The organism is Streptococcus anginosus, assembly GCF_900636475.1.
Classification (GTDB): Bacteria; Bacillota; Bacilli; order Lactobacillales; family Streptococcaceae; genus Streptococcus; species Streptococcus anginosus.
The window spans coordinates 1,304,385-1,325,472 of the sequence record NZ_LR134283.1; the positions used below are offsets into that span (position 1 = coordinate 1,304,385).

A 21,088-nucleotide genomic window follows, 5' to 3' on the forward strand; every position below is an offset into this window, starting at 1 on the left:
AAAAAATGAGTAAAAATATACTAAATAAATTTTAGTAATCGGATCAAAATAAACTTCTCTTTCCTTATATCCTCACACAAAACACATACTAAGAACCGTCAGCAGAATAATACTTACAAAAATACTCAAGGAATTGAGGTTGGCTGATTCCGAGCGGTCTGATCCCAATTGGAGCGCATAGACAGGCCCCAGAGTAGATATAGGAGCCAGTAAACAAAGCACAAGCATTTGTCTTGAAGGGAGACTAATTGGAAAGGTAGCATAAACTATTCCTGCAAGAAGCCCCATTAAAATGAAACGTTGTAGAAGTCGTTTGACTAACAAGCGAATAGCACACTTTTCGATATGAAAATCAACCAATACTCCAATCATGAGCATGGCAATAAGGGGATTGGCATTACCTGCAATACTCGCTATATTGAGAAAGAGCTGTGGGATCTGAATCTGTAACAACGACAAGAGTAGCGTCAGTAAATACGTCAACAAGGGAATAGATGCAAAGATTTTCTTGAAAATCATTCTCACAGACTGCTGTTGTTTTCCTTTGATAATCCTCTCAGCTATCAGATAATTCCCCCGAATACACATAATGGAATTTCCTGTATCAAAGAGAAGAACCGTCATCATATATCGGCTTGGAAAGAATGCTATCACAAAAGGAATGACAAAGGTACCAATATTAAAGCCAGAATTTTGAATAAGTGCAATCCCTCTTCGTAAAGGGATTCTTACTTTCTTCAAAATGATATCCAATACCGTCCAAAAGGAGGTTGCCAATTATCCCCATAAAGAAAGGAAACAGTAGATCAAACGAGAACGAAAGCGGAGCTGCTGAAGCTAAAATAGAACATGGCAATGTCACATTCATCAAGATAGTGGATAACTTCGCACCATCTTCTCGTCTAAAGACCTTTCTTTGCTTCAAATAATATCCCAAGTAAATAATAAGTAGAAATCCAATTGCCCTTGATAAAATACTAAACACGCCAAGTTCCTTATCGTTCTTATGGTTCTATTATAGCACTATCAGTAAAAACAGGAATCACATATCTTTTAGTGATTCCTGCTTTTATGTTTAATTGCTCACTTGGCTACTATTTTATCGTATTTCTCTTACAAATCACCGAGCTCCACTGTTAACACTTGCCCATCCTTTACAACTTGCTCACCTGCTATATAGACATCTTTAACATCATTTCCCTTGACAGCATAGATGAGGTGGGAGAGCATCTTTTCTTCTGGATACAAGTGTACTTTACCTTTTGGCTGAATGATTAAAAAATCTGCTTGTTTGCCAACTTCTAGACTGCCGATTTGATCATCCATGCCGAGCGCTTTGGCACCTTCAATTGTCATTGTTTTCAAAGCCTGCTCAATGGTAAATTGAGTGGCGTCACCTGTGCGCATTTTTTGTAAAAGAGCAGCAGTACGACTTTCTTCAAACATATCCAAATTATTATTGGAAGCGACCGAGTCCGTTGCAAGTCCGACTGTCACGCCAGCTTGAATCAAGTCTGTTACGGGAGCAATGCCAGATGCTAATTTGAGATTGCTGATGGGATTGTGGGCGATATGAATCTTAGAGGCTGTTAGTTCTGCAATTTCTCGCTCATTTAATTCCACACCGTGGGCAAAAATCCCCTCATGCTCCAGATAGCCTAATTCTTTCAAGAAAACAAGTGGACGTTTTCCATAACGCTCTAAAATCATGCCATTTTCTGCTTGTGTTTCTGCCACGTGGATATGCAATTTCAGCTGTAATTCACGCGCCAGCTCCAAGCTTCCCTTTAGCAAATCCTTACTGCAACTATATGGCGCATGTGGTGCTACCATTACTTTAAAGCGGTCATCGTTGTAGGACAGAATTTCCTCAATAATAGTCCGAGTACGCGCTAAGGTTTCTTCCGTCGTCTCCATATCGGAGCTAAACAAAGTCGGTGAAAAATAACAACGCATTTTAGAGCGTTCCACCACTTCATGAATCTGCCCAATTTCAACACCGTTGGGATTGTACATATCATTAAAAGTCGTCGTCCCAGTCTGAAGCATTTCTGTAAGTGCCAGCTTGACAGCTCTTGTTGTGACCTCTGGTGTAAACTCGCTTTCTGCCGGCCAGATATAATCTTCTAGCCATTCATGGAGATTGCTGTCATCTCGAATGCCACGAAGGGTGGTCATAGCAGAGTGGGTATGGCAATTGACTAGACCCGGCATAAGCCAAGCTCCCTCACAATCTACCGTCTCATCTGCCCGCGCTTCCCAAGTGGCATCCTCACTCCCACAATAAACAATCTTGTCCTCGTTTACCACCAGCAGCCCATTTCGATAGACATGAAAATCTGCGTCACATGTCACCAAATTCACCTGTTTAAATGCTTTCATCGCTTCTCCTTTAAATAAGAGTCACAAGGCATTCAATTACTGCGCATTCGTCAGCGTAGCAATCGCAAAAACAAAAGCCGTATGGATACTCATTTCACATTCACCTTATGCTCTATTTGTATTTGACAACATAACTAAGGACAAAGCCACGCTTATTTACGGTAAGACGGTAGAAACTCTCCAACCTTATTATGGAGATTATATGTTTTCATTGAATTTTTTAGTTATTGTAGCAAAATCCACACCAAATAGCAAGCTTTAAAAAATAGGAAAAACATTGAAATTTACTCCGCAAATCCTATCTGCAATACTTTGAGCAATCAATCACTACAACATTTATTTAGTCTGTAATTATTTTTGAAACTGCTAGTCGCTCTATCCACACATTTATGAGTAGTTGCGAAATAAGCAGAGCCGTCTAGCTCAGTTCCTGTTTACTCTATTGATCTTACTTCATATATGAAAGCAAGTAGCCATATCCTGCTTGTTCCATTTTTTCTTTTTTAATAAAGCGTAGTGCTGCTGAATTGATACAATAGCGAAGTCCGCCTTGTTCCTGTGGACCGTCTGTGAAAACGTGGCCTAAGTGTGCATTTCCTGAACGCGACCGCACTTCAATTCGCTCCATGCCGTGACTTTTATCTTGATAATACTTGATCACATCTTTAGCAATCGGTCTTGTAAAACTCGGCCAACCACAACCAGCATCAAACTTATCACTGGCAAAGAAAAGCGGTTCTCCCGTTGTCACATCCACATAAATGCCTTCTTCAAACGTTGCAAAATATTCGTTATGAAATGGTCGTTCGGTTGCAGCATGTTGAGTGACCTGATAGGCTTCCTCGGACAAGTTTTCCTTTAAAGCATTTTCACTCGGTTTCTCATACTGTCCCGGATCCACTAAAGGCTGATAGGCGTCATTAAGATTGATATGGCAATAACCACCAGGATTTTTCTTGAGGTAATCTTGATGATAATCCTCTGCCAATACATAATGGCGCAGCGGTTCTACTTCCACTGCAATCTTCTGACCGAATTGACGCTCTTGCTCTTTCACGACTTCGTTAATAACTGATACATCAATATCTTTTGTATAATAAATCCCTGTGCGGTATTGACGTCCGACATCATTTCCTTGCTTATTGATAGACAGCGGATCAATCACCCGAAAATAATAGAGCAGAATTTCTCGCAAGCTAACCAAATTTTCATCATAAGTCACCTGAACGGTTTCAGCATGGTCGGTCTGATGAATCAACTGGTAATTGGTAGATTCCACCTGCCCATTGGCATAACCGACAGTTGTATCAGTTACACCTGTGATACGGGAAAAGTATTCTTCCAAGCCCCAAAAGCAGCCACCTGCTAGATAAATTTCAGCCATAAAAACACCTCATTTCTTTGTTCTTATTTTCTCACAGATTCCTAAAATGTTATAAGGATTTGATTAGAACTTTCTTGAGAATGATATGGCAATGAACTGTCAAACACTACTCTGGCTTAATCCAGATAGTTCAACTTCCCACGAAAATCTTCTATGCTTTCATAGCCTTTTTCTGCCATAATCGCTTTCAGCTCATTTGTAATGCGCTCAAAAGCCCCTACACCTTCTTTATGCAGCGTTGTTCCAACTTGCACCATACTGGCTCCGCAAAGAATGTGCTCAAAAGCGTCCCGCCCTGTCAATACACCGCCCGTACCGATGATTTGAATCGAAGGATTAAGTCGTTGATAAAAAGCATGAACATTAGCAAGTGCAGTTGGTTTAATGTACTCACCACCAATTCCGCCAAAGCCATTTTTCGGACGAATGACAACTGTTTCATCGTTAATATACAGCCCGTTACCAATTGAATTGACACAGTTGACAAAAGAAAGAGGAAATTTGTTAAAAATAGCTGCCGCTTGATCAAAATGTGCCATATCAAAATATGGTGGTAATTTAATGCCCAATGGCTTGGTGAAATAGTCAAACACTTCACTCAAGATCTTTTCCGTCGTCTCAAAATCATAAGCGATTTGTGGTTTGCCGGGAACATTGGGACAAGATAGATTGAGCTCGGTCAAGCCTTTAAAATCACTAGCTTGCACCTTTTTCAAAAGAGCATGGGTTTCTTCTAGCGACAGACCTACCAACGACAAAAAGAAGGTTCGGTTTGGTTCTGTCTGTTGTAATTCTAACAAGTAATCCAAATAATAGTCCAGTCCATGATTGGGCAGCCCCATTGAATTGATTGAGCCAAGCGGCACATCTTGGTAGCGAGGTTCGGGATTTCCTGCTCGCGCTTGCAAAGTAGCTGTTTTGGTGACAAAGGTTCCCGCAGCTGAGTCTTTGACTTCTTCTAACTCTTCAATCGTCATGCAGGCCACTCCAGCCGCATTCATCAGGCAGTTGTCAAAAGAAAAACCAGCGATTTGTGTTTGAGTTGATGACATGAAATACTCCTTTCATTTTTTCTATTGTACCATTAAAAGCAGAAATCTGACTCTTTTAACGGAATTGAAGGAAAAATTGTTCGGGATAAGCAAATGAATTTTTGCTGAGCAGGATTTTGTTGTAAATTTTATGTCGGAATTTTCAGAAAATTCAACTTTTTTCTTTACAGCACAAAAATTTTCTGCTATAATGACACACGTAACAAAATATAACATACACTGAACTCAGGCGAAAGTCTGGCAAAAAAGATAGGCTCCCTTGTGTTCATCGAACACGGCGTCAGCCTCCTATTTTTGTACGACTTTTAACCGTCCTCGTATCTTATTTAAGGAGAAGTCTATGACAACTGCTAAAGAATATATCCAAAGCACTTTTGAAGCTGTGAAAGCTCGCAATGCTCACGAAGCAGAATTTCTGCAAGCGGTGGAAGAATTTTTAAACACACTTGAGCCCGTTTTTGAAAAACATCCTGAATACATTGAAGAAAACATTTTGGCACGCATTACCGAGCCAGAACGTGTGATTAGTTTCCGTGTTCCTTGGGTTGATCGCGACGGCAAAGTTCAAGTCAATCGCGGTTACCGCGTGCAATTTAATTCCGCAGTTGGACCATATAAGGGCGGTCTTCGTTTCCACCCAACGGTTAATCAAGGGATTTTGAAATTTCTCGGATTTGAACAAATCTTTAAAAATGTTTTGACTGGACTACCAATCGGTGGTGGTAAAGGTGGGTCTGACTTTGATCCGAAAGGCAAGACAGACGCTGAAGTCATGCGTTTCTGCCAAAGTTTCATGACAGAATTGCAAAAATACATCGGTCCTTCTCTGGACGTTCCTGCTGGTGACATTGGTGTCGGTGGACGCGAGATTGGCTATCTTTACGGACAATACAAACGCCTACGCCAATTTGATGCTGGTGTCTTGACTGGTAAACCACTTGGATTTGGAGGTTCTCTAATCCGCCCAGAAGCAACTGGTTATGGTCTTGTTTACTATACGCAAGAAATGCTCAAAGCAAACGGTGAAAGTTTTGACGAAAAGACCGTTGTCGTATCCGGTGCTGGAAATGTAGCTCAATATGCTGTGCAAAAAGCAACTGCCCTCGGTGCCAAAGTCATTTCTGTGTCTGATTCAAATGGCTATATCATTGACAAGGACGGAGTTGACTTTGATCTTCTGGTAGACGTGAAAGTAAAACGCCGTGCTCGCCTGACAGAATACGCTGCTGAAAGAGCAAGTGCTACTTATCACGAAGGCTCTGTCTGGACTTACGACGGTGCATTCGACATTGCCCTGCCATGTGCTACTCAAAATGAAATCAACGATGAAGCAGCAAAACGCTTGGTTGCGCAAGGCGTATTCTGTGTATCAGAAGGTGCTAACATGCCAAGTAATCTTGACGCCATTGCCATTTACAAAGAAAATGGTCTCCTTTATGGCCCTGCTAAGGCTGCCAACGCCGGTGGGGTGGCTGTATCTGCTCTGGAAATGAGTCAAAATAGTCTCCGCCTCTCATGGACGCGTGAAGAAGTAGACACTCGTCTGAAAGACATTATGACCAACATCTTCAACACTGCTAAGACAACTGCTGAAAACTACAATCTTGGCAAAGACTATCTAGCAGGAGCAAACATCGCTGCTTTTGAAAATATCGCCAACGCTATGATTGCCCAAGGAATTGTTTAAACGAATATACATAATAAAAGGCTGTGGACGAATTTGTCCACAGCCTTTTACTGTTCTTCTGCTGAAAATTTCTAAAACTTCACGCTTTTGGTTTCTCCCCACTTGACATTGTCATAAGTGAGAGTGTAAGACTGCTGCGATCCGTCCTCACCGTCATACATCAGCTTCCATTCTACCTTTTCACCCGCTACGAGTTCCTCTTTGATTTTGTTGACCTCAAAAATATCATCATCCATTACATAGGATTCGCCCATTTCGTCTTGTAAATCAAAGTCATAAACATTGAGTGGGAGCTTTTCGCTAGAGGTATTTTCGATAATAACCTTAGCCGTAATCATCGCACCTGTTGCTTGACCTTCCATTCGCTCTTTAGAATCCACGTGAATGTACTGGACAGTAACTTTCAGACCATTTTCAAAACGAACGCTATCTCCCAGGCGATGATGTTTGTAATTATCTTGATAAATTTCAGTTCGAGTGCCATGCCCTAGAAAAGCAAGGTTGACAATACTTAAACCAGCCACCATGAGGGTGATGCAAAAGAGCATGACACAGCTAATGATTGTCGTCCAAAACAAAGGCTGTTTATACAAAGGCTGTTTCAAGCGATAGACATGACCGTCAGGGGTCGTTATTTCATGCGGTACTTGTTCTTCCATAATAATCTCCTTTCTGCTTACGCTGGCGCATAAATGGTTGGCAAATCAATTCCTCCCTTTAATAGAGCGTCATGATACAATCTGTAAAATTGATGATAAACGGTACTTTGGCTACCACTTTGGACAGTGATACTGACACGGAAATAAAATTGTCCGTTGTCTGCGAGTTGCGGACCTAAAATCGTCGGTTCCTGCAAAATTTCTACTTGATCGCACGCATATTCTTGATTGACCTGCTGGATAATCCGAGTGACCTTCTCCAAATCCGTCTGAGCGTATAATGGAATATCAATGAGCGCACGCATATTGCCGCGTGAGAGATTGCTGACGACGGTAATGTTGCGATTAGGAACGTAATGCAAAGTGCCATCTGCATCGCGCACTTGTGTCGTCCGAATCCCGACGCTCACAACCGTTCCTGCGATTTTAATCGAGCCATTGGTCAGGCGAACGCTGTCTCCGACATCCAACTGTCGCTCCAGTAAAATAAAGAAACCATTGACCAAATCGGACAAGAAACCTTGAGCGCCCATCCCGATTGCTACCCCAGCAATCCCAGCTCCTGCCAGTAAACTAGACACCGGCAAGCCTAAAATCGCTAATATCCAATAGATCAAGAAAAAGTAAAGGGTGTAATTCAGTAAATTTTCAATCAAACGAGTGAGGGTCTTTTGCCGCCCTTCGTCTTGACTGGAGAGTTTCAAAGAGGGTGAGATAATCTTTCTTACGAGTACATGTACCAACTTTTTAGCGAGGTAAAAGAGAGCTAGCAATAGCACGAGTGAGACGAGCTTGCTAAAGACGTCATCTAACAAATTAGACCAGTTGAATTTTTCAAAGTAGCGAGAGAATACATTCTTGTTCGCAAATAACATAGGTCACCTCCTGCTTATTTCTATTATACCATATCTAAGCCTAATTGAATCAGGGGAATACGAACTCCACCCAGTGTATTCTATCTAAAACAGATTGATTTTTCAGAATATTTATACTATAATGGGAGACATTATGATCATGAAGGGATTATATGATATGAAAAGAATAGTTTTGGCTTGGAAAAAATCTAGTTTGATTAAGCGTATTGCTATCGGGATTGCATTAGGGGCTGTCCTCGGCTTGACCTGTCCTAAGCTGTCAGCAATTGGCTTATTGGGAGATATATTTGTTGGTGGCTTAAAGGGCATTGCTCCACTGTTGGTTTTTGCTTTGGTGACCAATGCTCTATCACAACATCGAAAAGGGCAAGAAACCAACATGAAAACTATCATTATCTTGTATCTTTTGGGAACATTCTCAGCAGCTTTAGTCGCAGTGCTAGCTAACTACCTTTTTCCTTTACACATCACACTCACAGCGTCAAAGACCAAGATTACACCACCAGATGGGATTGGGCAAGTCCTCAGTAATTTATTGCTCAAAGTAGTGGACAATCCAGTCAATGCTCTCATCACCGCAAACTATATTGGAATATTATCTTGGGCTGTGGTATTTGGACTTGCCATGCGTGAAGCCAGCAAAAGCAGTAAAGAGCTTTTGCAAACTATGGCAAGTGTAACCTCTAAGGTCGTTGAATGGATTATCAATCTGGCTCCTTTTGGAATTCTTGGTTTGGTCTTTAAGACGATTTCTGACAAAGGGTTGGCGGTGTTGGCTAACTATGGCAGCTTATTAGCAGTTTTAATCGCTATCATGCTTTTTGTAGCTCTGGTCGTCAACCCTTTCATTGCCTTTGTTCTGATGAGAAAAAATCCCTACCCACTTGTTTTGCGGTGTTTAAAAGTCAGTGGTGTGACAGCTTTCTTCACACGTAGTTCAGCTGCTAATATTCCTGTCAACATGAAACTTTGTGAAGAACTAGGACTCAACAAAGATACTTATTCCGTTTCTATCCCTCTTGGTGCCACTATTAACATGGCTGGAGCAGCTATTACCATCAATGTGCTCACCCTTGCTGCAGTCAATACATTAGGCATTTCGATTGACTTTGCGACAGCATTAATCCTCAGTATTGTCGCCGCTATCTCTGCTTGTGGCGCTTCCGGGGTGGCAGGTGGCTCTCTTTTGCTCATTCCTGTTGCTTGTAGTCTCTTCGGTATTTCAAATGATGTTGCCATGCAAGTCGTTGGGGTAGGATTCATCATTGGAGTTATCCAAGATTCCTGTGAAACGGCGCTCAATTCCTCAACGGATGCGCTCTTTACTGCAGTTGCAGAAAAAAGTGTTTGGGGAAAAAGGAAAAAAGCGTAATACAATGAGGTTGGAAAAGTCCCAACCTCATTTTTTAATTAACCCAATTCTGCTTTAGGCTCTTTGCCCTTGCGACGGGCAAGGATATCCGCATAGTGCTTGCGGCTGTTATTGAGCACGGAAAGGAAGATTACTAAGTTTAAGTCCAATGAGCTTTTCTTGCTTCATAAATTCCTTCTTTCCTTTTTTACTTGTCACTTAAAGTGACCGTTTCAATGACTTCTCCTTTTTCCGTCAGCGCGGCGGATGACCTCAACTACTTTTCGTTTGCTTCGTCCGCCCGGCGGAAAATCTCCCTTACTTTTGGTTTACTCCGTCCGCCCGGCTGACAGCATGAACCAAAAGAAGTTTATCTCGTCCGCCGGACGGAGTGAACGACAATCAGTTTGCCTTGTCAGCTGCGAGGACGAAATGAAATTGTCCCGTTTGTAATTATTTCCTACTTAACTTCTAACTTTATTTTTTGAAGATAACTTTGAAAAGAAGATAGATACAAATGAATAAGAGTACAACAATGACGAATACAGCTACTATTCCAAATGTTCCCAGGATTTAATCGTCCTTTCTGATTGAAACAATCTTTCTTCATTTTCATTATAGCACCTATTAGTGTATTGATCTATTAGCAAAAAGGTAGTGACTGATGAAAACGAATTTTCGTCAAAAGTACTCTTCTAATCTTGAAAAGAGAAAGAGTTTGGGACAAAAAGATTTCAATTTTTAAAAATCTTAATTATTAAGCCCTTCAAATCTATAATTAAATGCAAAAAGCGAACAAAGCAGAATTCTGATTACCAGAAAACTAGTTTTGTTCGCTTTTTATATTTGAGGTCGGACTTTTGTCCCAGCCTCGTTCTCTTTTAGCTCAATTCGGCTACAATAGCTTTTAATTGTTCTTTGGTATGAACACCAACAACTTGCTTCACCACTTGCCCGTCTTTTTTGAAGATGAGGGTCGGGATTGACATGATTCCAAATTCACTTGGTGTATTTGGGTTGGCGTCCACGTCCATTTTGAAGATTTTCAATTCGTCTTCATGCACTTCTTCGGCTAATTTTTCCAAAATCGGTGCCTGCATGCGGCAAGGACCACACCATGCTGCCCAAAAGTCAATGAGGACAAGTCCGTCTTTTGTTTTTTCTGCAAAGTTTGCATCTGTAACTGCTGCTACCATATTGTTCTCCTCTGACGATGACCAATGTCATCGCTCTATTTCATTTCTTGACATCATTCTACACTAAAAGGAAGCATTTGCAAAATATTTGCTACGGAGCGAAAAACTCCTCCGCAGATTAGTATTCAATAATTTTCCAAAAACGAACTTCTATTCGTTAGCAATTACTTGAGACGAAGCATTTGTAGGGGCAGAATGTGCTACGGAGTTAGTCGCTCAAAGAAAAATGATTGGTCATCAGATTGCTGGCGTCTAGCAGGATTTTATTCAGAAGTTGGTCCGTTGCTTCTTGAATCTTATCGCTTAGAGCTTGATTTTCTGCTTCAAAGTCAACTATTTCTCCTTTTTCCAAGGCACAATCCACACGCCCTAGCATTTCATGTCCCAAAGCCATAGTCATTTCCTGATAATCATCTAAATCTCCCAGATGACTAGAAAAATGCGCGTCAGCCAAAGCTGCAATTAAGCGATTGGTCCAGTAGAAGGAATCCGTCGAAACCTTGTCCGTCGTGTTGGCAAAGTAGGCTGGTGTTGTAGAGACTTGGGTAAAGAAAGGCACGGCTGTATTGTAAGGCATAGAGCCATAGGACAACCATTGGATGCCCGTCGTTTCCTGTGGTTTATTGGGTCTCAACTGCAAGATAGATGTTTGACTTGTGCGGTTAATCCCAATCGTGCGGAAGGTCCGCTGACTGTGATGACTGCCTTCTAAGCCATAAGGGTCATAAGGAGAGTCTTGGTAGTGGCTGCTAAGGACATACTTGACATCTTCAATCGTGATTTTACGGTAGGGTTTTTGACACCAAGGAAGGAAAAAGGAGCGCGGGTCTTGCTCAATTTCTGGATTGAGAAAACGCTGAATATCCCAAGCACGCGGTGTATTGTAATGGCGGTCTTTGTCACGCTGGCTACCAAAAGCATAGCGCGGATTGAAAGATTCCCCGTCATAGTTGAGATTCAAATTATTGCGACGAATAAAGTCTTTCAAATCAGGATCACAGAGGAAATATTCGGGATTGTCAAACTCAAAATAATCCATTCCCAGCTGATTCGGATTGGTTACATAGGCGTCATCGGGCACCCGGCGAGCTAGCCAATGATGTCCACCGATTGTCTCCAACCACCAGATTTCATTCACGTCAGAAAAGGCAATCCCGTTTGACTCATAGGTGCCGTATTCTTCAAGAATCTTCCCTAAACGCAACACACCCTCACGCGCCGTTTTGATATAAGGCAACACCAAGGTCAGCATGTCTTCTTCTCCGATACCAGTCACCACCAAAGGATCTGCTCCCAGCACTCGGCTATTCGTGGTAATCGTCTCTGTCTCGCTCATGGCTACATTGTAAACATTGATACCAGCTTCACCCCAAATCCCGTCTTTTGCAAGAGCGTCCGGTACACTGGTGTAGCGAACTGGATTGTCCGGCAAATCTATCTCAAAGCTTGATAGTACAGACTTGTAATGCCGCGGCTGATCTTCTGGGTTAACAACAATAAATTTCTTGGGCGTAAATACACCATTTTGTGAATCTTCTGTACGTGCAATCATAGTTGAACCGTCATAACTCGCTTTTTTCCCAACCAGAATCGTTGTACAAGAATCTTGTATTCCTTTTTGTCTCATAAATGTTTCCTCTCTTCATTCTTTCTTTTTTATCCTGAACAATTTTGCTTTGTTCGCCAACTCTGCATTACTTAAACACCACAATAGTTGCTCCGCTACCCCCAGCATTTTGCGGTGCATAGCCAAAACTCTTGACATGCTTATTGCGACGGAGATATTTGGTGACGCCTTCGCGAATGACGCCCGTCCCGATCCCGTGGATAATGTCTACCTGCGCCATATTGTTGAGCAAGGCTTGGTCAATAAAGGCATCCAGCTCTTGCATGGCTTCTTCGTAGCGCTTGCCTCGCAAGTCCAATCTGGCTCTTGGTCCGCTTGTTGTCGTCCGTTTCACCACATTGACCTGCTTTTTCTTAGGCTGTTCTTTTTCAGCTTTGAGCAGGTTAAACTCTGCTTCCTCCAAGGTCATTTTGATGAGCCCAACTTGTGCTTCCCAGCGACCGTCTTTGAGCTGATTGACAAGCGTGCCTCTCTGACCGTAGCTAATCACCAGAATATCGTCTCCCACTTTTGGTTTCCGTGCTTTTTTGGCTTGCTTCAGCACCTTGTTTTTCGACAAATCCACCGTTTCAGGAGCCAATTTTTTCAGCTGACCTTTAGCTTCAATAATTTCGTGCGGTTTGAGACTGGACTTAGCATGTAGATTTTTGAGAATCGTATCACTCTCGGTCAGCGCCACATCAATGATTTCCTGCGCTTCCAGCCTTGCCTTATTTAGCTCAGTTTCTTTTTCCCGATTGAACTCGTTGTAGAGCTTTTTAAGAGCGCGGTTAAATTTGAGATTTTCTTGCTCCACCTCTCGGATATTATCCAACCGCTTGCGGCTTTCCAAGGTCTGCTCTTCCAAGCGTTCAATAACGCGATTAACATCGCTGTCCGTATCAGTCAATTCTTGAGCATCCTTGACCACTCTAACAGACAGGCCTAAACGCCTTGCGATCTCAAAAGCATTGGAGCGACCCGGCACTCCCTGCATAAAACGATAAGTCGGTCTTAGGCTATCTGTATCAAACTCCATGCTGGCATTTTGCACTCCCTCAGTCTCAATCCCATAGACCTTAAGCTCTGGATAGTGGGTCGTTGCCATTGTCTTGACCTGTCGCAGTCGCAAGTCTTCAAGAATTGCCATAGCAAGAGCTGCACCCTCCTGCGGGTCGGTTCCAGCTCCAAGCTCGTCCAAAAGCACCAAAGAATTTTCGTCTGACTGCTCTAAAATGGCAACAATATTGGTCATGTGGCTAGAGAAAGTCGATAAGCTCTGCTCAATAGACTGCTCGTCTCCAATGTCCGCAAAGATTTGGTCAAAAATTCCCACTCGGCTCCCTTCATCTGCCAAAATAGGCAGGCCAGACTGTGCCATAAGCTGAGCCAAGCCTAGGGTTTTGAGCATAATGGTCTTTCCGCCTGTATTCGGACCCGTAATGACAATCTCAGTCAAATCTGCCGCAAAGTACAGGTCATTAGCTACTGCATTTTCTATCAGAGGATGAGCAACATGGAGCAGTCGAATATCCTGACGGTCAGACAGCTTCGGTACTACCGCTCCTCTCTCCTGCATAAAGCGCACCTTAGCTCGAACAAAGTCCAGATGTCCGATAATCCAAGCATTATTGGCAATTTCAGCAGCATGCGGGCGAATGCGTTCTGATAATTCTTGCAAAATCCGTAAAATTTCATAGCGCTCGTCTGCCCGTGCATTGGTGATTTCTTCATTGAGATTGACCACCGCCCGCGGCTCGATATACACCGTGTTTCCACTAGAAGAAATATCATGCACCACGCCTGAGATACGATGGCGGAATGTATTTTTGACCGGCAAAACATTGCGACCGTTTCGACTGGCTACTACTTGATCTGCTAACATATCGCCCTTGGTTTTGAGAATATCTTGCAAAATATCTCTCACTTGAACTTCATTTTCTTGAATTTTTCGGCGAATGCGAGCCAAATTATCACTAGCAAAACTTTCAACAAATCCGCCCTCATTGATAGCCTGCAACGCTCCTTGCAAGCTCGGAAAAGAAACCAAATTTTCAAAAAGCCGATTCAATCTTTGCAACTCAACATTTTCCAAATCCTCATAAAAATCAGTCAATTCTTGCGTGACAGCCAGAACCCGCTTCAGAGCGAGAAATTCTTCAATGTTTAAGTCGCCTTCCAGCCCCAAGCGCTTGGTCAAGCCCATAATGTCTTGGGTCGCAGCCAGACTGAAATGTGGATGCTGTACAAAAATCTGCTGCATGTCCGTCATTTCTAAGAATGCTGTCTCCAGCCTTTCTTGTTTATTGGACGGGAACAACTGTTGCAATTCCAAGCACCCTTGTTCTGTCAGAAGATAGGGTTCAAAGAGCGCCTTGATTTTCCCAAATTCTAACGTTTCTAAAATTTTTCTATTCATATTCTTATCTTTCCTGATGAAAAAGAAACTCAGCTAGCACCACCAACTGAGTCTTTGTATTTATCCGATGATTTTGGTCACCCAGAGTTGTTTCAACATTCCTGAAGTAATTGGTGTGTGACTGATGATAAATCGAGCTAGACCACTGGCATTGAGATGATTTTGAACAAGTGGTAAGGGAATCGTTGCTAAAACGGTCAGCAGCATTTGAATTCCAAATAAAGTGACGCAAACAGCTAAAGCACCACTAGCAACATTGTACCAACGCTCATTGGCTTTCTTGTTTGGCACCAAGTGAATAAAAATCCCAATAAAACGGGCTATGCTATAAACAATCGTGTAAATGACTAGATAAGCCAGACCGGCATAAAAAACCTTGTCCAACTGGAACAATTGGCTGCTGGGAAAGAAATAGGTAAATGTTCCTTCCTGTGCACTAGCGTAGGGAACTAAAAGATTGATTTGTTCACCTAGAGATTGGTACAGTTGCCCTGCAATAATTGCTGAAATAACCGCCGAAACAGTATAATAAGCCTGCAAAACAATCCCACGCGAATAGCCAATGTAAAAACTCCAAGCCAAAATCAGCAAAATTACCAATGAAATCATAGGGTCCCCTCTTGCTCACTAACCTTTTGCTTGTTGGCTTCTAACACTTTTTTACGAAGTTCTTCCAGCTCTTGCTCCTTGTCGTCGAACTCAATCTCACGTGACAATTGCGTCGCTAAACTATTGACTGCCAGCAAAATAGCTAATGTTTCATCATCTGCCGCAGGCATCTTCTCTTTAATTGCGTGATATTTTTCTGTTGCAACCTTTTCAACTTCTTCCATGAATAAATTATCGTGTTCTGTTGTTAAGGTTACACTCTTCTTTCCGAAAGTAAATTTGTATCGATTTAAGTTTGCCATAAAATCACCTCAAAATATTATACCAAAAGGAAGCGAATTTGTCAGTTTTTAAAGAAATTTATAACTTTTATGGTACAATAGCAATATGGAAAGTATTACCTTGCAACCCAGTGAGAGACAAATTCAAGATTTTGTCGCCTATTATCAGGCACAGCTTGTTTCTAGTAAAAATCCTTATATTCGTTACCTTTTTAAGCTTGATAAGGCAACTGCCTCCATCTACACTTCAGGAAAAGTCCTCTTCCAAGGAAAAAACGCAGAGCAGGCAGCACAATTTTTTGGCTATCAGTCTTCCAGAGAAGAAACGACAGTTCCTCAGCAAAATTGTCCTCTTATCGGGACAGATGAAGTCGGCAACGGTTCTTATTTCGGCGGACTTGCTGTTGTGGCATCTTTTGTCACACCAGAACAGCATAGGTTTCTACGAAAGCTAGGAGTTGATGACTCTAAAAGCCTGACAGACCAGAAAATCAGGCAAATTGTTCCTTTGTTAAAGGAAAAGATTCAGCACCAAGCTCTGCTATTGTCCCCCCAAAAATACAACGAAGTCATTGCTTCTGGCTACAATGCGGTGTCTGTCAAGGTTGCTCTTCACAATCAAGCCATTTATCTGCTCTTGCAAACGGGAGTGCAGCCAGAAAAAATTGTTATTGATGCCTTCACAAGTGACAAAAATTATCAGAAATACGTCAAACAGGAACGCAATCATTTCTCAAATCCTCTCACTTTAGAGGAAAAAGCGGAAGGAAAATACTTAGCCGTAGCAGTCAGCTCCATGATTGCCCGTGACCTCTTTTTAGAAAATCTTGAAAATTTAAGTCAAGAGCTCGGCTATGAATTGCCCAGTGGAGCAGGAGCAAAGTCCGATAAAATCGCAAGTCAGCTTCTTCAAGCCTACGGCATAAAAGGCTTAGAAGCGAGTGCAAAACTGCATTTTAAAAATACTGAAAAAGCGAAGAAACTTCTAGAAAGGTAAGTTATGCAAACAAAATCAACTACTTTTTCAAAATTTATGAAAGAATGGGGATTTTTTATCCTCTTTATGGCCGTTCTTTTCTTATCACGCGCTTTTCTTTGGGTTCCTGTCAAGGTTGACGGGCATTCAATGGATCCAACCTTAGCTAATGGAGAATATCTATTCGTTGTCAAACACCTGCCTGTCAATCGCTTTGATATTGTCGTTGCAAGTGAAAAAGACGAAGATGGAAAAACTAAGCAAATTGTCAAGCGGGTGATTGGTCTTCCTGGAGACACTATCCGCTACGAAAACGACCAACTATATGTAAATGGCAAAAAGACCAACGAATCTTATCTTAAAAATTACCTCGCGAAGTTTAAAGATGATAAATTGCAGGCAACCTATTCCTATAACAGTTTCTTTCAGTCTTTAGCAGATAAAGCTCAAGCCTTTACGCAGGATGCAAATGGGAACACTAGCTTTACCATTGAAGTTCCAAAAGACGAATACCTGCTTTTAGGAGATGACCGTCTTGTCTCAAAAGACAGCCGTCAGGTGGGAACATTTAAAGCCAATCAATTGCAGGGCGAAGCAAAATTCCGTTTCTGGCCTTTGAATAGAATCGGCACTTTCTAATCCCAAACAAGTCTATTTTGATTCGTTGGAGCTGGGTAAAAAGTGTTCCAGCCTATCAGATTTAGGAATAAACGAATAACGCAGCTTCAACAATTTAGTGAATTGTTGAAGGCGGGAAATCAGCCTTGCATGGCAAGCCACCGTGATTGCTCAAAGCACTGCTTTGAGGTGGCAGATAAAACTTGCGAAGCAAGTATCAAAGCTGTTCGCTTTTCAAGCTCGGAAGAGCACCTTTGACGAAAACTTCGTTTTCTTCATCTGCAACCTTAAACAGCTTGATAACTGTTTAAGCACCCTTGCGGGGGTGGGACTACGAACTAAAAATTTTCAATTTTTAGTTCTGCCCCACTCCCATTCTTTTAACATTAATACAGGAAGATGATGGAATTTTACTTTTCAGGCACCATTGAACGCATTATTTTTGAAAATCCCAGCAGTTTCTTTCGGATTCTGCTGTTAGATATTGACGACACCGATGCAGATTTTGATGATTTTGAGATTATTGTCACGGGCACCATGGCGGATATTATGGAGGGCGAAGACTACACTTTTTGGGGAAATCTCGTGCAACACCCTAAATATGGTGAACAACTCAAAATAACACGCTATGAGCGTGCAAAGCCAACCAGCAAAGGCTTAGTCAAATATTTTTCAAGCGACCATTTTAAAGGGATTGGTGTAAAAACAGCGCAAAAAATCGTGGATCTCTATGGCGACAACGCGATTGATAAAGTCTTAGCAGAGCCAGAAAAATTAAAGGATATTGCAGGTCTTTCTGCTAAAAACCGTGAAGCCTTTCTCACAAAACTAAGACAAAATTATGGCACCGAGAGAATCCTTGCCAAGCTATCTGAATACGGTATCCCGAACAAGCTTGCCTTTCAGATTCAAGATTTTTACAAAGAAGAGACTCTCGAAATTGTCGAACACTATCCTTATCAGTTAGTGGAAGATATTCAAGGAATAGGATTTAAAATTGCCGACCAACTGGCGCAAAGCTTAGGAATTGAAAGTACCGCTCCAGAGCGCTTCCGTGCAGGATTACTCCACACACTTCTAATCCAGTCCATGGAAAAAGGCGACACCTATCTTGAAGCTAAGGAATTGCTAGAGGGCACGATTGAGCTCCTCGAAAGTTCTCGTCAGATTGAGTTAGACTCAAGTTCTGTTGCGGATGAGCTGGCACATTTGATTGAAGAAGATAAAGTTCAAAATGTTGATACAAAGATTTTTGAAAACAGTCTCTTTTTTGCCGAAGAAGGGATTCGCAGCAGTCTCCTACGCATTTTAGAAAAAGGGAAGCAAAACAAATTTGAACCGAAAAAAATCGAAGCTGCTATTACCCAAATCGAAATTGAGTTTGCCATTTCCTATGATGTGATTCAAAAACAAGCGATTTGTGACGCTATCAATCACAAAATTTTTATCCTAACGGGTGGTCCCGGAACGGGAAAAACGACCGTCATCAATGGAATCATTGCTGTTTACGCTCTGCTGAATGGGTTGGATTTGCGTAAATCTCACGATTTGCCTATCCTTCTAGCAGCTCCGACTGGGCGTGCTGCCAGACGCATGAATGAATTAACAGGGCTTCCAAGCGCTACGATTCATCGGCATTTAGGCATGACAGGAGACGATGACACTAGCCATTTAGATGATTATTTGGACGCAGACTTTATTATTGTCGACGAATTTTCAATGGTAGATACTTGGTTAGCCAATCAACTCCTCAGCAACATTTCATCAAACACCAAACTCCTAATTGTCGGAGATGCTGATCAGCTGCCTTCTGTCAGCCCCGGACAAGTGCTGGCAGATTTACTGAAAATCCCTCTTCTTCCACAGACCAAATTAGAAAAAATTTATCGACAAAGCAAAGATTCCACTATCGTTACCTTAGCCAGTCAGATTCAAAAAGGCATCCTGCCAACTGATTTTATAGAAAAAAAGGCTGACCGTTCTTATTTTGAAGCGCGTAGTGAACATATTCCGCAGATGATTGAACGTATTGTAGAAGCTGCTATCCGCAGTGGCATTCCAGCTCAAGATGTGCAGGTACTTGCGCCTATGTACCGCGGACAGGCTGGGATTGACCACATCAATCAACTCATGCAAAATCTAATCAACCCTGCCGAAAAAGAACAACTCGTCTTTGAAGCAACGGATTGCCAATACCGACAAGGCGACAAGGTGATTCATCTGGTCAATGATGCGGAAAGCAATGTGTTCAACGGTGACTTGGGTTATATCACCGATTTGCTGCCAGCAAAATATACGGACTCTAAACAGGACGAATTGACTATCAACTTTGACGGCAATGAGATTGTTTATCAACGCAGTGAATGGTATAAAATTCGTCTGGCATACGCTATGAGTATCCACAAATCTCAGGGTAGTGAATTTCCTGTAGTCATTTTACCGATTACATCCAGCAGCCACCGTATGCTGCAACGCAATCTTATCTATACTGCTATCACCCGTGCCAAGAGCAAATTGATTCTTCTTGGGGAAAAGTCTGCCTTTGACTTTGCTGTCAAAAACACTGGCACAGCTCGCAATACCTATCTAATCCAACGCTTTTCAGACCTGATCAATGATGAAAAAGTTATACACACTTCTGTGGATAATTTGGAAACAACTGTGGAAAACTATGTCTTGTCTGAGGAAAATTTCTTGAAAATTAACCCCATGATTGGAATAACGGATGAAGATATTCAAAGTGTTTTTGGAGAATGATAGAAAAAAGTTTGGAACTCCCCATCCCAAACTTTTTTACATCCCAAATCCTGTTACTGTCACTCCTAAAAGACGCACACCTTTTGTCTGCTCGTCCAAGCTATCATAAATCTCATGTGCAATGCGCTCAATCTGCTCCGCATCTTGCGTTCTTGTCGCTAAGCTATGCCTTTTTGTCAATGTTGAAAAATCCGCATAGCGAATCTTCAGAACAATCGTCCTACCAGATTTTCCATGCTTTTTTAAACTACGAGCTACCTTTTGTGATAAAAGGGTCAGCTCCTTTTTTATGTCGTCTTCGTTATGGAGCAATTTCCCATAAGTTCTTTCCTTGCCGATAGACTTACGAATACGGTTGACTTTTACTGGTGAATTGCTGATGCCTCTTGCCTTGCGGTAAAGGTCAAATCCAAATCGACCAAACAAGTCAATCAAGGTCATCTCAGGAATTTCTAATAAATCTGCTCCTGTGTAAACGCCCATATCATGCAGCTTTTCCACCGTCTTTTTTCCAACACCGTAAAACTTTGCCACATCCATTTGAGAGAGAAAGGCTTCTGCTTCTTCTGGCAAAATAACCGTCAAACCGTGAGGTTTTTCATAGTCACTAGCTATTTTTGCCAAAAATTTATTGTAGGACACACCAGCAGAACTGGTCAAATGAAGCTCTGTCCATATCTCATGCTGGATTAGCTTGGCTATCTTGACAGCAGATTTCATACCTAACTTATTTTTGGTCACATCCAGATAGGCTTCATCAATACTGATTGGCTCAATCACATCTGTATATCGTTTAAAAATGGCTCGAATTTGCTGACTGACTGCCTGATATTTCTCATAATTTCCCGAAATGAAAATCGCCTGTGGACAACGCTCATAAGCTTCTTTGGAGCTCATGGCTGAGTGAACACCAAACTTTCGTGCCTCATAATTGCAAGTCGAAACAACGCCTCGTCCGCCTGTCAAGCGAGGGTCAGCTCCGATGATAACCGACTTGCCTTTTAGTGCTGGGTTGTCTCTTTCTTCTACAGAGGCAAAAAAGGCATCCATATCAATGTGAATGATTTTCCGAGATGTATCATTGATTAAGGGAAAAATTAACATCAATACAGCTCCTTTCTTGACTCTTTTCTTTCCTCCATTATACAATTTTTATCATTTTTTCCAAAATATTTGAAAATATGCTGATTTTTTCAAAAATATAATACAATTTACGCTGATTTTTTAATCTGTATT

Annotated in this window: 17 protein-coding genes and 1 riboswitch; of the genes, 5 read left to right on the plus strand and 12 right to left on the minus strand. The window is 41.8% G+C overall.

Annotation, left to right across the window (positions count from 1 at the left end):
- Window positions 1–72 precede the first annotated feature (72 nt).
- From EL079_RS06350 to EL079_RS06370, 4 genes are all read right to left on the minus strand, one after another.
- On the minus strand, window positions 73–777 hold the full coding sequence (locus tag EL079_RS06350; RefSeq protein WP_003033012.1) for an AEC family transporter: 705 nt from the start codon (window positions 775–777) through the stop codon (window positions 73–75).
- Window positions 778–1,113: 336 nt separating this feature from the next.
- Entirely contained in the window at window positions 1,114–2,382 is a 1,269-nt protein-coding gene (locus EL079_RS06360) for a TRZ/ATZ family protein (RefSeq protein WP_003033007.1), read from the minus strand.
- A gap of 123 nt (window positions 2,383–2,505) precedes the next feature.
- Window positions 2,506–2,608: riboswitch (purine riboswitch) on the minus strand.
- Window positions 2,609–2,830: 222 nt separating this feature from the next.
- A complete protein-coding gene (gene msrB / locus EL079_RS06365) occupies window positions 2,831–3,766 on the minus strand; it encodes a peptide-methionine (R)-S-oxide reductase MsrB (protein WP_003032980.1) in 936 nt (311 codons plus the stop codon).
- 116 nt (window positions 3,767–3,882) lie between these two features.
- Window positions 3,883–4,818, minus strand: coding sequence for a dihydroorotate oxidase (locus EL079_RS06370; RefSeq protein WP_003033006.1), 936 nt, complete (start codon window positions 4,816–4,818; stop codon window positions 3,883–3,885).
- Window positions 4,819–5,158: 340 nt separating this feature from the next.
- On the opposite strand from EL079_RS06370, the gene gdhA reads away from it, so the two are divergent.
- A complete protein-coding gene (gene gdhA / locus EL079_RS06375) occupies window positions 5,159–6,505 on the plus strand; it encodes an NADP-specific glutamate dehydrogenase (RefSeq protein ID WP_003033004.1) in 1,347 nt (448 codons plus the stop codon).
- A 71-nt stretch (window positions 6,506–6,576) separates the two neighbouring features.
- On the opposite strand, the gene EL079_RS06380 is transcribed toward gdhA, so the two are convergent.
- Window positions 6,577–7,164 (minus strand): DUF4352 domain-containing protein, encoded by a 588-nt coding sequence (locus EL079_RS06380; RefSeq protein WP_003032983.1) that lies wholly within the window; start codon window positions 7,162–7,164, stop codon window positions 6,577–6,579.
- Between the two features lie 17 nt (window positions 7,165–7,181).
- The gene (locus tag EL079_RS06385; protein WP_003032991.1) at window positions 7,182–8,039 is read right to left on the minus strand and encodes a mechanosensitive ion channel family protein; all 858 of its coding nucleotides are present in this window, start codon (window positions 8,037–8,039) and stop codon (window positions 7,182–7,184) included.
- A 157-nt stretch (window positions 8,040–8,196) separates the two neighbouring features.
- Here EL079_RS06385 and sstT point away from each other — a divergent pair, with 157 nt between their 5' ends.
- On the plus strand, window positions 8,197–9,411 hold the full coding sequence (gene sstT, locus EL079_RS06390) for a serine/threonine transporter SstT (protein ID WP_026248199.1): 1,215 nt from the start codon (window positions 8,197–8,199) through the stop codon (window positions 9,409–9,411).
- 860 nt (window positions 9,412–10,271) lie between these two features.
- Here sstT and trxA read toward each other — a convergent pair.
- The 5 genes from trxA to EL079_RS06415 all read right to left on the minus strand — a co-directional run bounded on the left by trxA (window position 10,272) and on the right by EL079_RS06415 (window position 15,522).
- Window positions 10,272–10,586, minus strand: a complete 315-nt coding sequence (gene trxA, locus EL079_RS06395) for a thioredoxin (RefSeq protein ID WP_003032965.1) — start codon at window positions 10,584–10,586, stop codon at window positions 10,272–10,274.
- A gap of 208 nt (window positions 10,587–10,794) precedes the next feature.
- Window positions 10,795–12,213, minus strand: a complete 1,419-nt coding sequence (locus EL079_RS06400) for a C69 family dipeptidase (RefSeq protein ID WP_003032960.1) — start codon at window positions 12,211–12,213, stop codon at window positions 10,795–10,797.
- A gap of 67 nt (window positions 12,214–12,280) precedes the next feature.
- Window positions 12,281–14,611, minus strand: a complete 2,331-nt coding sequence (locus tag EL079_RS06405) for an endonuclease MutS2 (RefSeq protein WP_003032994.1) — start codon at window positions 14,609–14,611, stop codon at window positions 12,281–12,283.
- Window positions 14,612–14,671: 60 nt separating this feature from the next.
- Window positions 14,672–15,220 carry a CvpA family protein gene (locus tag EL079_RS06410; protein WP_003033009.1) on the minus strand — a complete coding sequence of 183 codons (549 nt, stop codon included), beginning with the start codon at window positions 15,218–15,220 and terminating at the stop codon, window positions 14,672–14,674.
- Window positions 15,217–15,522 (minus strand): hypothetical protein, encoded by a 306-nt coding sequence (locus EL079_RS06415; RefSeq protein WP_003026418.1) that lies wholly within the window; start codon window positions 15,520–15,522, stop codon window positions 15,217–15,219. The genes EL079_RS06410 and EL079_RS06415 overlap by 4 nt, the downstream gene beginning before the upstream one ends.
- A gap of 85 nt (window positions 15,523–15,607) precedes the next feature.
- Here EL079_RS06415 and rnhC point away from each other — a divergent pair, with 85 nt between their 5' ends.
- The 3 genes from rnhC (at window position 15,608) to recD2 (ending at window position 19,852) form a co-directional block, all read left to right on the plus strand.
- Window positions 15,608–16,498, plus strand: coding sequence for a ribonuclease HIII (rnhC, locus tag EL079_RS06420; RefSeq protein ID WP_003032992.1), 891 nt, complete (start codon window positions 15,608–15,610; stop codon window positions 16,496–16,498).
- A 3-nt stretch (window positions 16,499–16,501) separates the two neighbouring features.
- Entirely contained in the window at window positions 16,502–17,116 is a 615-nt protein-coding gene (gene lepB / locus EL079_RS06425) for a signal peptidase I (RefSeq protein ID WP_003033014.1), read from the plus strand.
- Between the two features lie 381 nt (window positions 17,117–17,497).
- Window positions 17,498–19,852: an SF1B family DNA helicase RecD2 gene (gene recD2 / locus EL079_RS06435; RefSeq protein WP_003032958.1), complete on the plus strand. Its 2,355-nt coding sequence runs from the start codon at window positions 17,498–17,500 to the stop codon at window positions 19,850–19,852.
- Window positions 19,853–19,888: 36 nt separating this feature from the next.
- On the opposite strand, the gene dinB is transcribed toward recD2, so the two are convergent.
- Window positions 19,889–20,956: a DNA polymerase IV gene (gene dinB, locus EL079_RS06440; protein WP_003032972.1), complete on the minus strand. Its 1,068-nt coding sequence runs from the start codon at window positions 20,954–20,956 to the stop codon at window positions 19,889–19,891.
- Window positions 20,957–21,088 lie beyond the last annotated feature (132 nt).